Annotated in this window: 10 protein-coding genes and 2 pseudogenes; 9 read left to right on the top strand and 3 right to left on the bottom strand. The window is 66.0% G+C overall.

What is annotated here, in order from left to right; translation table 11 throughout:
• The first annotated feature begins 180 nt into the window (after nt 1-180).
• On the top strand, nt 181-693 hold the full coding sequence (locus Rai3103_RS06640; protein ID WP_153571925.1) for a hypothetical protein: 513 nt from the start codon (nt 181-183) through the stop codon (nt 691-693).
• Nucleotides 677-1,069: a PNPOx family protein gene (locus tag Rai3103_RS06645; RefSeq protein WP_153571926.1), complete on the top strand. Its 393-nt coding sequence runs from the start codon at nt 677-679 to the stop codon at nt 1,067-1,069. Before Rai3103_RS06640 ends, Rai3103_RS06645 begins: the two co-directional genes overlap by 17 nt.
• A 173-nt stretch (nt 1,070-1,242) precedes the next feature.
• Here the strand turns inward: Rai3103_RS06645 and Rai3103_RS06650 are convergent, their stop codons facing one another.
• From Rai3103_RS06650 to Rai3103_RS18995, 3 genes and pseudogenes are all read right to left on the bottom strand, one after another.
• Nucleotides 1,243-1,674: an ankyrin repeat domain-containing protein gene (locus tag Rai3103_RS06650; RefSeq protein ID WP_153571927.1), complete on the bottom strand. Its 432-nt coding sequence runs from the start codon at nt 1,672-1,674 to the stop codon at nt 1,243-1,245.
• 111 nt (nt 1,675-1,785) lie between these two features.
• On the bottom strand, nt 1,786-3,036 hold the full coding sequence (locus Rai3103_RS06655; protein ID WP_153571928.1) for a DUF6884 domain-containing protein: 1,251 nt from the start codon (nt 3,034-3,036) through the stop codon (nt 1,786-1,788).
• Nucleotides 3,037-3,206: 170 nt separating this feature from the next.
• A pseudogene (locus tag Rai3103_RS18995) lies at nt 3,207-3,416 on the bottom strand (DUF7662 domain-containing protein); the annotation flags it as partial.
• Between the two features lie 66 nt (nt 3,417-3,482).
• On the opposite strand from Rai3103_RS18995, the pseudogene hrpB reads away from it, so the two are divergent.
• The 7 genes and pseudogenes from hrpB (at nt 3,483) to Rai3103_RS19005 (ending at nt 12,849) form a co-directional block, all read left to right on the top strand.
• Nucleotides 3,483-6,163: pseudogene (hrpB, locus tag Rai3103_RS19000) on the top strand (ATP-dependent helicase HrpB).
• Between the two features lie 158 nt (nt 6,164-6,321).
• Nucleotides 6,322-7,011 carry a YveK family protein gene (locus Rai3103_RS06665; protein ID WP_153571929.1) on the top strand — a complete coding sequence of 230 codons (690 nt, stop codon included), beginning with the start codon at nt 6,322-6,324 and terminating at the stop codon, nt 7,009-7,011.
• The gene (locus Rai3103_RS06670) at nt 6,969-7,742 is read left to right on the top strand and encodes a CpsD/CapB family tyrosine-protein kinase (protein WP_194793305.1); all 774 of its coding nucleotides are present in this window, start codon (nt 6,969-6,971) and stop codon (nt 7,740-7,742) included. Before Rai3103_RS06665 ends, Rai3103_RS06670 begins: the two co-directional genes overlap by 43 nt.
• 184 nt (nt 7,743-7,926) lie before the next feature.
• Nucleotides 7,927-9,294, top strand: a complete 1,368-nt coding sequence (locus Rai3103_RS06675) for a sugar transferase (RefSeq protein ID WP_194793306.1) — start codon at nt 7,927-7,929, stop codon at nt 9,292-9,294.
• Nucleotides 9,295-9,944: 650 nt separating this feature from the next.
• Nucleotides 9,945-10,631 carry a glycosyltransferase gene (locus tag Rai3103_RS06680; protein WP_194793307.1) on the top strand — a complete coding sequence of 229 codons (687 nt, stop codon included), beginning with the start codon at nt 9,945-9,947 and terminating at the stop codon, nt 10,629-10,631.
• A gap of 83 nt (nt 10,632-10,714) precedes the next feature.
• Entirely contained in the window at nt 10,715-11,794 is a 1,080-nt protein-coding gene (locus tag Rai3103_RS06685) for a glycosyltransferase (protein WP_153571933.1), read from the top strand.
• An 11-nt stretch (nt 11,795-11,805) separates the two neighbouring features.
• Nucleotides 11,806-12,849, top strand: coding sequence for a glycosyltransferase (locus Rai3103_RS19005; RefSeq protein WP_194793308.1), 1,044 nt, complete (start codon nt 11,806-11,808; stop codon nt 12,847-12,849).
• Nucleotides 12,850-12,913: the final 64 nt, after the last annotated feature.

Raw genomic sequence — 12,913 nt, forward strand, 5'->3', positions numbered from 1 at the left:
CGGGGCCTTGGGGCGGGTGCGACAAAGGCCTTTGTGGCACGTGGAGGGTTGCGGACGTCACCCCCGGGGTGAAGCCTGAGTTCGCGAACGCTCGCCTGATTCGTTTCGCCTGATTCGTCTCGCCTGATTCGTACTGGCCCATTCTCTGGCGCCGATTGTGATGGACCTCATACTGGAGGTATGAAGGTCCTGAAGTGGCTTCTGGTCCTCGTGGGTGTCGCTGGTCTCATCGGGGCCGGCGTCGACACCTATCTGAGTTGGTACCAACTGCAGAAACTCCTCGCTGTCGTCGCATCCGCTCCCAATGCCGCGCAGCTCGATCCCACCCAGGAGTGGGCCCTGGCCATCGGCCTCGCGGCGGCAGGCGGCCTGCTGCTGGGCATCGGCCTCGGCATGCCTCGCCGTTCGGCCACCCGCATCCGCAAGCAGACGCTCGAGACTTCCGCCACTGTGCGGGACGCCGAGATCCGTCGCCGCGCGGTGGGGACTCCACCGGTCACCACGGAGCGGGTCACGACTGACCCGGCCAGGGCTGAGCGGGAAACGACTGAGCCGGCGGGATGGCCGCCCGCGGGGGCGCCACCGGTTGAGCCGACCCGTGACCGGCACCGCCGCCGGGGGGCCCATTACGACGAGGAGGCCGGACGAGGCCCCGCCGCCCCCCCCGGGACTACCCGTGACCCGCGTCGCTGAGGCCGCGCACATCCTCGTGACCTCCTATCCGCCGGAGGACGAACCCGTCTCCTCGGTGGAGCGGGTGGTGCAGCTGGCCGACCTGCGGCTGGCCTATTGGCTGCCCAACGCCATCGAGGCGAGGGAGCGCTTCGCCGGCGGTCCTGTGGTGAGTGTCCGGCCGTGCTCGCGGGGCGGAAAACCCGAGTTGGCCGCCCCGCTGCTCGAGGGCCGCGTGGAGGTGGTGACGGAAGGTCCTCTCTTCGACGAGACGAAGGCGGCGATCAAGGCCAAGTACGGCCTGGGGGTGGCCATGGCCGAAGCGGTCGACCGCGCCCGAAGACTCTTCGGTGACCGGACACCGGAGGCTGTCGTGGTCGTCGACATCGTGGCGTGACCCGGGTGCGCGCGCGTGAGGTCGGGAGCCCCTGAGACTGGGTGGCGCCCGCGCGACCTGGTCGGTAGGGCGCGATGACGTCATAGGTTTGCCCTATAGAAAAATTGCGGCACTCTGCCGGCCCGACCGGCCCTTGGTCGCGCCGCCCCCGACGCCTCTAGTGGAAGGCGCCTCTAGTGGAAGGCGTGCCCCAGTTCGCTGCGCAGTTCGGCGTCCAGTTCGGGGTCGGGTTGGAAGACCCGCTCCTGGCCGCACTGCCTAGCCGTCTCCCGCGCCGAAGGCCTGCCGAGCTCAGGATTCGCCCCGCAGGCGAGCAGGAACCGCGCCACCCGCTGCTCGCCCTTGAAGATCGCCCCGGACAGGGCCGTCTGCCCATGGCTGTCCACGACGTCGAGCTTCGCCCCGCGGGCGACGAGGGCGGCGACGAGCTGGGCGTTGCCGTAGAACGCGGCCAGCATCAGCAGCGTGGTGCCGTGGTCGGTGGCAGACTCCAGGGAGTGCCCGGCGTCCAGGGCCGCCATCAGGGCGTGGGTCTCCCCGTGGCGGGCGAGATCCAGGACTTCGTCGGGCGTCAGGTCGTCCGGCGACGATGCCGTCGCGTTCATGCCGGGCAGCCTAACCCCGCCTCACGACAAGGGCGAGGGCAGGGTGGGCGAGATCACCGCGCCGAGATCACCCCGGCCGAGATCACCCCGCCGGGATACCCCCCGTCGAGATCACCCGGTGAAGCCGTTGAACGCGGTGCGGGCCTCCCGCAGTCCCATCCGGACGCCCGGCTCCGCGTGGTCCGGGCTCAGCTGGGGAACGAGGTGGGCGGCCACGCGTTCGGCCGCTTCGGCCAGGTGCTCGACGTCCTCGGCCGCGACGATGGCGACCCGCAGGTGCGCCTGGATCCATTCGGTCAGCGCGTCCTCGCTGGTCACCCCGGACCCGGGGTCGCGGAACAGGATCGCGCCCAGCGTCCGTCGCAGCGGCGAGAGCCGGATCGAGCGGCCCAGGTCCACCCAGGCGATCTGGTTGCGCAACGTCATCGAGGAGTTCAGGCCACTGCCCGGTCGTACGGCACCTGCCTGGCCGATCCAGACCAGTCCCGGGGCGACGCGGCTGCCGAGCCCGGCGGAGAGTTGGGTGGCGCCGACCTCGTCGACGAACCAGCTGTAGAGGCCTGGGCGGCGCAGCGTCGGGTCGATCCCGGCGAGGAGTTCGGAGGGCCGTACGGCGCGGGACGCGTCGCCGAGCAGGGCGGTGAACGGGTCGGCGCCACTCCCGGTCGGGTAGGTCGGAACGCCGGCGTTGCGAGGCACGGTGCCGTCGTACCAGGTGATCCGGTCTGCCACCGACAGGCCGCGCAGCGGCTCCATCACGTACGCCCCGAAGCCCAGCAGGTGGGGACGCAGCGCCTCCGAGGCTCCCGGGGTCGCGGCGTGCACCTCGACGCGGACCCGGCGCAGGGAGCCGGCGAGGAGTTCGAGTCGGGCGACGGTCCAGGCACCCCACGCGGCGCGGTACTCCGCGGAACTGGTGAGCAGCCGGCGTTCGTACGGTCCGACGATCTGTTCGGGGTCGAGCAGGCCGAACTCCCCCGACAGGATGAACCACGGCGCGCCGGTCCAGCGGGCGTACGCCTTGGCGCGGGTGAAGAGGGGGCCGGTGAAGAGGTCGCCGGCCGGTGCGGGGGTGCGGCCCTGCTCGCGGTCCTCCTCGATCAGGACGATGTCGGGGCGGGTGGCGACCACGGGACGCTCTTGCTCGCTCCGGGCGGCCGGGCGACGCGACACCGCGGCAGGGGTGGCCCGCGGTTCCGGGACGCGAGGCTCCGGTGCCGGGGGCTGCGGCTCGGGTTCCGGGGCCGGGGCCGGCGGCTCGGGCTCCGGCGCGGGTGCGGGACTCGTCTCGGGTGCGGGCACGGCCTCCGTGAGGAGCGCGGCCTCCTGGGTGGGGCTGATCCCGGCGGTGGCCGCCGCCATGGGGGTGATCTCCGTCGGACCAGGAGGGGAGACCTCCGGCGCGGGTTCGATCTCCGGCTCGGACGCGGGCTCCCGTTCGGGTTCCGGTTCCGGTTCGGCCAGTTCGGCGGCCAGCGGGGCGGTGTGGTGGCGGCGGCCCAGGCGGAGGGCCCGGGCACGAAGGTGATCAACGCGCCGGGGATGATCAGGGAGACGCGGTAGCCGACCTCGAGCCAGGCGTCGGCCTCAGGACGTACGGTCGCGTCGGTGAGCCACCAGTCCTCGGAGGTCTGCGCCTCCTCGGGGAGGTCGCCGATGAGGGCCTCCAGATCGGCCCACTCGAGCGTGATGCCGCCGGACTCGGTCTCGAGCCGCTCCGACAGTCGCTCCCAGGTGCTCATCGCACCCCCTTCTCCTCGTCCCGCCTTCACTCCTGGCCTGATTGTGCCAGGCAGGAGTGCGTACCGGTGCGCGACACTGGACCGGTGCCCCTCTTCGACCTCACAACGATCGGCGCCGGCCTGCCCGCCGCGGGCCTGGTGCCCGCGTTGCGACAGGCTCTCACCGACCGGGGCGTGGCGGTCGTCCAGGCCCCGCCGGGCGCCGGCAAGACCACCGTGGTGCCGCCAGCCGTCGCCGGCCTCGCGTCCGGACGGGTCATCGTCACCCAACCCCGCCGGATCGCCGCCCGTGCCGCGGCCCGCCGGCTGGCGCAGCTGAGCGGCACCGTTCTCGGGCGTGAGGTGGGCTTCACCGTCCGCGGCGAACAGCGGACGAGCGCCGCGACGCGGGTGGAGTTCGTCACCACCGGGGTGCTGGTGCGCCGGCTGCTGCGCGACCCGGACCTGCCCGGCGTCGGCGCGATCGTCCTCGACGAGGTGCACGAACGCCATCTCGACTCCGACCTGGCCGTCGCGATGACCCACGAACTCGCCGAACTGCGCGACGACCTCCTCGTGGTGGCGATGTCTGCGACCCTCGACGCCGAGCGCTGGGCGGGGCTGCTCGCCACGACGTCGGATCACGACGCAGGCCCAGGAATTGACACGGAGCCCGCCCCGGTCGTCCGGGCCGAGGCGGACCTCCACCCGCTCTCCGTCGACTGGGCCCCGACGCCGCCGGGCGTCGCCCGGCTGGACGCCCGCGGCGTGACGTACGCGTTCCTCGACCACGTCGCCCGGACCACTCGGCGCGCCCTGGCCGACCACCCGGAGGGGGACGCCCTGGTGTTCCTGCCGGGAGCGTGGGAGGTCGGGCAGGTGGTGGCCCGGCTGGCGGGTTCGATCGTCGCGGACGCGCCGGTCGACGTGCTGCCGCTGCACGGCCGGCTCACCCCGCGCGAACAGGACGCCGCCCTCTCCCCTGGGCCGCGACGCCGGGTCGTCGTCACCACCTCGGTGGCCGAGTCGTCGCTGACCGTCCCCGGCGTACGGCTCGTCGTCGACGCCGGGTTGGATCGCCAGCCGCGCTACGACACGCTGCGCGGGATGTCGGGCCTGGTCACCGTCAGCGAGTCGCGCGCCTCCGCCGAACAGCGCGCCGGCCGGGCCGCGCGGCTGGGGCCCGGGGCTGTGGTGCGGTGCTTCGCCGAACACGACTGGGCCCGGATGGCGGCGTACGCCCCGCCGGAGATCGCCACCGCGGACCTGACGGGCTTCGCCCTCGACGTGGCCTGTTGGGGAGCACCGGGGGCGGAGGGGCTGGCGCTGCCCGATCCGCCGCCGGCCGCCGCGATCGCGGCGGCCGTGGAGACCTTGACGGACCTCGGCGCACTGCGGGATGGACGGGCGACCGACCGGGGCCGGGCGATGGCCGCCGTGCCGGTCGATCCCCGGCTGGCCCGGGCGCTGCTGGACGGTGCGGGGGAGGTCGGGGCTGCGATGGCGGGGGAGATCGTCGCCCTGGTCGCCTCGGACGAAAGGCCACCCGGCGGTGACCTCGCCGCGCAGTGGCGGACGTTCCGGCGAGGGGGACGCCGGCGGCGCAGCGGTGGCGCCGGGAGGCGGAGCGGTTCGAACGGCTGGTGCGGGACGGGGCCTCCGCTGGTGAGGTGGCCCGGGAGGTGGCGTCCACTCGGTCAGCGCCGGTAGCAGCGCCCGCGAACGCGACAGAACGGTGCGGAAGCCGGCTCAGTGGCGATCTGGCGCTCAGCCTGGTGGTGGCGCTGGCGTTTCCCGATCGGGTGGCCCGGCGGCGCGGCGGCCGGGACGATCCGGCCTACCTGCTCGCCTCGGGGACCGGGGCGGTGCTCGAGCGCGGTTCGGCGCTGCTCGGTCAGGAATGGCTCGCCATCGCCCAGGTGGAGCGGTCCGCCACCGCCGGCTCCACCGGCGCGGTGATCCGGGCGGCGGCCGCGCTGGACGAGGCGACGGCCCTGGCGGCCGCGGCGCCGCTGCTGGTCGAGGAGGAGATCGCCACTTGGACCGGGCGCAAGGTCAGCGCGCGCCGTGTCCGGCGTCTCGGGGCGATCGAACTGTCCGCGGCGAACGTCCGGCCGTCACCGGAGGCCGGTCGGGAGGCCGTCCGGACGGCCCTGGCCGAGCGGGGACTGGGGCTGACCGGGTCGGGTGGGGTGTTCACCTGGACGGAGAACGGGCGCACCCTCGCCCGGCGGCTGGCGCTGCTGCACAGGGTGTACGGGGAACCGTGGCCGGCGATGGACGAGGCTGCGCTGCTCGCTCGCTGGCAGGACTGGCTGGTCCCCGAGGTCGATGCCCTGATCGCCGGAACGTCGGCGGATCGGCTGGACCTGACCAGCGCTCTGCGCCGGTTGCTGCCATGGCCCCTGGCCCGGCGCCTGGACGAACTGGTGCCGGAGCGGATCGAGGTGCCGACAGGCTCGAACATCCGCGTCGACTTCCCCGAGATCGACGACCCTGATGGCCGGCCGGTCTTGGCGGTGAAGTTGCAGGAGTGCTTCGGCCTGACCTCGACGCCAGCGGTGTGTGAGGGCCGGGTGCCGGTGTTGCTGCACCTGCTCTCCCCGGCGCGGCGGCCGCTGGCGATTACCGATGACCTGGCTTCGTTCTGGGTGAACGCGTATCCGCAGGTGCGGGCCGAGAACCGGGGCCGTTACCCGAAGCATCCGTGGCCGGAGGACCCGCTGACGGCGCCGCCGCAACGGGGAACGGCACGATCTCGCAGCTGAATACAGAGGTGGATCGTGTGAGGTTCCGGACACTGCGAACCGCACCATTCCGTCCTTCAGGTCGCTTTCAGGTTAAGGCGAGGCTGTCCTACGTCTATGTGTGACCTGTGTGAGGGCTAGCCTGCCGAGCACATGTATTGCGACCGGGGGGTCAGTGAATGGAATTGCGGGACTACGTTGCCGTTCTGCGCAAGTACTGGCGCAGTATCACGAGTGTCACCTTCCTCGGTGTGATTGCGGCGGTGGCCTTGAACTACTTGGTGACTCCGACGTATACAGCCAAGACCGCAGTGTTCTTCTCGGTCTCCGGTGCGACGTCAGCGTCCGACTTGGCTCAGGGAACGACGTTCACCTCGAAGCAGGTCGAGTCGTATGTCGAAGTGGCGACGTCCCCGTTGGTTCTGCAGCCGGTGATTTCCGGTCTAAAACTCCCGGAATCTCCCGAGACACTGGCGAGGCACATCAAGGTCACCGTTCCGACGAATACGTCCGTGATCAACATCACTGTGGACGACACCGACCCGGATGCGGCTGGAGCGATCGCCAACGCAACGGGGAACCAGTTGGTGACCGCCGTGAGCAGCCTTTCGCCGGACAACGGTAAGGGGCAGAAGGCCGTCACCGCCACGATCATCACTCCGGCAAGTGTTCCCTCCGTGCCGACCTCGCCGAAGACGGCGCAGAACCTGGCCCTCGGCCTGCTACTGGGACTCTTCCTCGGCGCGGGTCAGGGATCTTGCGGAACAGCTTGGACACCCGGGTGCGCACTGCGTCTGACGTCGCTCAGCTTACCGATTCTCCGCTGGTGGGGCGCATCGGCTACGACGCGGCCTCTGAGCGTGGACTGACTCTCATTTCCGATGCCATCACTTCCCCGCGGGCTGAAGCTTTTCGTCGTCTCCGCACTAATCTGCAGTATTTGGGGCGTGGACAGGGCGGCAACTCCTTTGTGATCACCTCGTCCGTGCCTGACGAGGGCAAGACAAGTACGGCGATCAACACTGCGCTCGTCCTGGCGGATGCAGGACTGCGTGTGCTGCTGATCGATGCCGACATGCGTCGACCCCGGGTGGGGCAGAGCTTGAGGTTGGAGGACGCCGCAGGGCTCAGCACCATCCTCATCGGCAGGGCTTCGTTGAGGGAGGTGGTCCAGGTTGCCGGAATGGGCACGCTTCAGGTCCTGACGTCGGGCCCCGTACCGCCGAACCCTGCTGAACTGCTCGGATCGATCTCGATGGTGCGGTTGTTGGAATGCGCCACGCATGAGTACGACGCCGTGGTGATCGATGCGCCACCACTCTTGCCGGTCACCGACGCCGCCATCCTCTCCGGTATGACCACGGGGGCTCTGCTGGTCGTCGGTAGCGGAGAGGTTCGGGCGCCGCAACTGGCTGCGGCTCTGGAAAGCCTGGAGTCCGTCGAGGGACGACTCTTGGGCATTGTGCTGAACAAGCTCCGTGGGAAGGACGTTGGGTACAGCGCATATCGCAACCGTTCCGGTCAAGGGCCCGAGCCCCGACGCGTCGCACGGCGAGCCGCAGGTGAGGAACCGGCGGATCGGCAACGCGTCATCGCATGAGATCGCAGGAGTAGCACGAAATTTTGCGTTGCCTGTGCTTTGCGCAGACGCGTGGGGATGGAACAACTTACGTCCGGGGGGACACATGTCGGTGCAGGTTGAGCAGGCGATCAAGCCGAGGGGACACCAGAGGGACGAATTGAGTCGAGGACGCGGCTGGTACGACGTGCTTCGGCGTCGCCTGGTGAGTGTCGACCTCGTGATGGTGACGGGGGCGGTCGCTGCGACCTACGGGCTCAAGTTCGGTGATGAACTGACCACCGAGGTTGGTGGCACGGGAGTCCCTTACGTCGTGGCCGGGGTCCTGATAGGACTGTTGCTGATGGCCGCCCTGGAGGCTTCGGAGTCGCGCAGCCGACGAATCTTGGGGGCGGGACTCGAGGAGTACCGGCGCGTTCTCAACGCGTGCTTCGTCGTCTTCGGTGGCGTCGCGATCGGTTCGTATCTCCTCGGTGCCGAGCTGTCGCGCTGGTTCTTCCTCACCACTCTTCCGCTCGTGGTCGGGATGCTCTTGGCAGGCAGGTGGGCCGTACGACGTCAGCTGAATGCGCAGCGTCGTGCCGGAGAAGCGCTCACGCCCACCCTGGTGGTCGGTTCGGTCGAGGACGTCGTCGGGATGGTCGAGGACATGCGTCGGCGCCCGGATGCCGGTTACCTCCCCGTCGCAGTGGCGCCAACGGACGGGGCGCTGGCCCCTGAGCAGCTTGAGGGTCTGGTTCTGGTGACCTTTGAGGAAGTAACCGAGTGGGCGCGCGGCGGCCGCGTCGAGGCCGTGGCCGTGACGAGTGGACTTACCCGCGGTGAGGCACGTCGGCTGGCGTGGGAGCTGGAGGACTGCCGTGCTCAACTAATGTTCGCTCCGCGCCTCACAGATGTGACGGGTCCGCGCGTCCATATCACCGACGCCCAGGGACTGGAGCTGGTCCACGTCGACCTGCCCAAATTCTCCGGGTGGCACCACATGGTCAAGAGGGGCTTCGATGTCGTCGTTGCGGCAACAGCACTTGTCATCCTCTCCCCAGTCCTACTCATCGTGGCATTGGCCATCAAGCTCGACGACGGTGGTCCGGTGCTCTACCGCCAGGAGCGGATCGGGCTGGGCGGACGGACGTTCACGATCCACAAGTTCCGTAGCATGGGCGTGGACGCGGATCGACTCCTCGACCGGATGATCGACGAAGCCGGAGGCCAGGCTCTCCTCTTCAAGATGGAGAATGACCCGCGGATCACTCGGGTAGGGAACTTCCTTCGCCGCTATTCGTTGGACGAACTTCCCCAGTTCTGGACGGTGCTCCTCGGCGGGATGAGCATCGTCGGCCCACGACCCCAAGTAGCACGCGAGGTCGCCGAATACACGGAAGCGGCGCACCGGCGCCTACGTGTCAAGCCGGGGATCACAGGTCTATGGCAGGTCAACGGCCGTTCGGACCTCTCTATCAAGGAAAGCGTTCGCCTAGATCTTAGGTATGTGGAGAATTGGTCGCTGCTGGGCGATCTAATTATCGTTCTAAAGACCGTGAAGGTGGTGTTCTTTCCAAATGGCGCATACTGACCCAGCAGCTCGGACTAACGGCAAAAAGGCACCGGCAGCGCAACCCTCTAGGTTACACACGTGCGACACATTCCCGTCTAACGTAGGCCTCAGTGCAGAAGCTGCTCTCTCCTATCCGGCAATTCTGACCAACTGAACCGCGAACCACTGTGCAGAATACCAGACATCCTCGTCTAGAACCATGAATTCGAGTACCCGTGAGACCTAAGCGAAACGCACGCAAAGCGATAGAGCAACCATCAGAACTAGAGGGCAGAGCACTTGTGGTCATCTGTCCGACTGAGTATGGAGGTCACATCGAGCATGCCGCAGAACTTGCCGCTGCCGGCAAACGCTCTGGTGTATTTGACCGCGCTTTACTCATATCGCGTCCAGGGGTGCGTGACTCAACCGCGGGCTGGAGTGGTGCATTCGAGATACAATCCATACTCCGACCGCGACGCCTTAAGGGGGGCATCGCTAAGCCACTGTTCCAGATAATCGATGCGTTATGCGAACAGCGAACGATACGTCTAAATGTCGATAAGATAGCGAAGTCGCTCGAAGTCAGCGTTCTTTATGAGACGGCCAAGTATGGCATCGTCCGAACGAATGCCAGGGTCATGAACGTCTTGTTCGTTCATAATGCAATCCCACATTCTATAGGGAGTATGAAACTGCGGGATCGAATCTTTCGAATTCAGGAAATGCGAGTCGCCCGGGCTGCAGACCGGGTTGTTGTCCATGGTGAAACGCAACGCGCCATTGTCTTCGGGTGGACTCCCTCGGACGTGATCGCGGTCGACTTGCCTGGCGACACACGCCAACTGCCGGAATCCGACTGGGAAAACCGTGATCCCTTCGCGCTCTGTCTTGGCGAAGTACGGCCTAATAAGGGTATCCATACGGCACTGGAGGCAGCGGCCGATGCCGGCTTCAGGTTGGTGGTCGCTGGACGACCGGTGCCAGAAGCGTACGGCACAGAGATGGAGTCGAAAGCGGCAGGGATTGGGCCCTTAGTCGATATGAAACTGGGCTATCTCTCGTCCGACGCCTTCGGCAGACTACTTGGGGAAGCATCAGTCATCCTCCTACCGTATATGACGTTCGGGGCGCAGAGCGGCATTCTTGCGCGAGCTATGCAATGCAAGAAACGCATCATCTCCTCCGATCTTCCGTCACTAGTAGAGCAGGCTGGCGATTACGGGCGGATCGACTTCTTTCCGGCTGGTGACTCGGCGGCTCTGGCAGCACTGCTTCGGAAGACCGCAAGTGCTACATCAGTAGAACCCGAGGCATCGTCCCTCGCATCCGAAATGGCGAGGTGGGATCGCTTGATCAAACAAGTGTTCGACTAGAATGAAAGACATAACGCCAGAACAATCGGTCACAGGACGGGCGGCCTCCGCATGACACCCGAAGATTCAGACGAGAACAAGGCATGAAGATCCTCCACGTCGTGAACAACCTTGAGACTGGTGGAGCGCAAACACTCATAGAGGCTCTGACACAGGAACAACAGTCTCTAGGCGTGGAAACCCACGTTGTAGTCCTCCTTTCCCGCGGCACCTTGAGCGATCGAATAGAAGCAGTCGCGCGTTCAGTAGTCTATCTAGAGATTCATGGCGTTTCCGACGCTCTAATAGTTGGGGCGCGCCGACTTAAAAAAGCCATCCGACGAATTGCGCCGGATATAGTCCACTCCCACCTCCTTCAGGCTGACTTGTTATCCATATTGGCCGCAACAGGCATCCCACACGTGTCTACAGTGCACACGAGTGGCGGTCACGAAGCAAGCCTCCCAGCAAGAATCGTTACTTGGCTTCTAAGCCAGTTATCGTCCAGCCCAGACGCGGTCATCGCCTGCTCACCATCTGCCGCACTATTTAGCTGCTCCCGGCTCCGAAGGCAACCCGACGCGATAATCCTCAATGGGACTGCCCTCCCGGACAACCGAGTTCTAAGGGTGGGCCAGAGGGACTACGTTTTACATCTCGCTCGTTGGCATCCAATGAAGGACCACGACACACTGTTCCAAGCTGTCGAGCTGCTGGGGCCCTGCGCTCCCCAACTCGTCTGTGCTGGTGAGGGTATGACGGTCGAGGGTGGCGGGGCCAAGTTAGTGGCGAGGTATCCGAGCGTTAACGCTACCTTCGAGGGCCCCGTGCCCGAAGTTTCGAGGTACTTCGCGAATGCGCTATGTCTGGTTATATCAAGCTCGCACGGCGAAGCCCTGCCCATGGCAGGAATCGAGGCGCTTAGTCATGGCGTGCCTGTGGTTACGACCGACGTGGGTGACTGCCGTCTTCTTGCAGTTGAACCAAAATTGGTCGTGCCACCTAAGGATATCGAAGCGATCGCGGCGGCGATTGCTTACGTGAAGGCGAGTAACGAGGAAACACCGACTCGTCTTGCGAGTCTGGCCCGGGCAGTAGCAGAGAAAACCTTTAACGTAAAGCAAACGGCCGCCGCCTATCGTCGCGTCTACGACAATGTTCTCCAGGAAAGAGGAGACTCGTGAGGATATTGCACGTGTCGGAATCACTCGCCACTGGCGTCCTAGATGTCGTCATTCGATTGGTGCGCGAGCAGCACGCTCTGGGCAACGAGATTAGCGTACTGTATTCAAGAAGAGGAGATAGTCCGACTGAGACTGAACTCTCATGTTTGCTTCCGGGGGTCCGGATACACGCAGTTGGGTCCTTAAGTCAGAACAGGCTCCAGAGAACGCGCTCCTTGCGCCGTCGCCTCCGCTCTCTCACGCAGCTTGAAGAATTTGACATCGTCCATCTGCACTCGACGTTTGCAGGAATCGCCGGTCGCACGATCGACATTAATTGCCGATGTATCTATTCGCCTCACGGCTTCAGCTTCCTTCGATCCGATAAGGGTCGCTTCATGCGCTCACTATATAGAACTCTCGAGCGTACCCTCGCATCTCGGACGGACCTTATCATCGGGGTCTCTTCAGACGAAGTTAGCATCGCATGCGATGAGCTATCTGCCCGCGCGGTACTCCTCAGGAATGTGCTGGACATAGATTCGCTGCCGCCGAAACCGGCCCTGGGGTCGCGATTCCCGATCGTGGCGAATATCGGGAGGTGGTCCGCGCAGAAAGCACCTGAACGTTTCGAACGTGCCGCGGAAGCCCTGTGGAAAATGGCGGAGTTCCGCTGGATCGGCGCGGGGGTGGACGAACCTAAGTCTGCGCGCGTCACAGGAACTGGGTGGCTAAGCCACTCTCAAGTACTTGATGAGCTTACGCAGGTGAACCTAATCTACTTCACGTCTCGATGGGAAGGCATGCCCGTCGGTCTGATGGAGGCCCAGGCAATGGGGATACCGGCAGTCGCTATACGATGCACCGGAGTGGCAGACGTGGTAATCGACGGGGTTACGGGTGTCATCGTAGAGGATGAGGAACAAGGGATGCATGCTCTCAAGGCACTCCTGGAGGACGAGAAGCGCTTAGGGAAGATGTCCCTCGATGCGTGGCGTAATCGAGACCGATTCTCTGCGTCTGGTTATGGAACACGCTCACTCAAGGCATATCAGGAAGTGAAGACTTGCGACTGAACTGCTGCCCTCTTTTTGGGAGCGGCAAGCGGCTTCGAGACCGGGAATTAAGGCCTGCATCGAG

It is taken from the genome of Raineyella fluvialis, assembly GCF_009646095.1.
Lineage (GTDB): Bacteria > Actinomycetota > Actinomycetes > Propionibacteriales > Propionibacteriaceae > Raineyella > Raineyella fluvialis.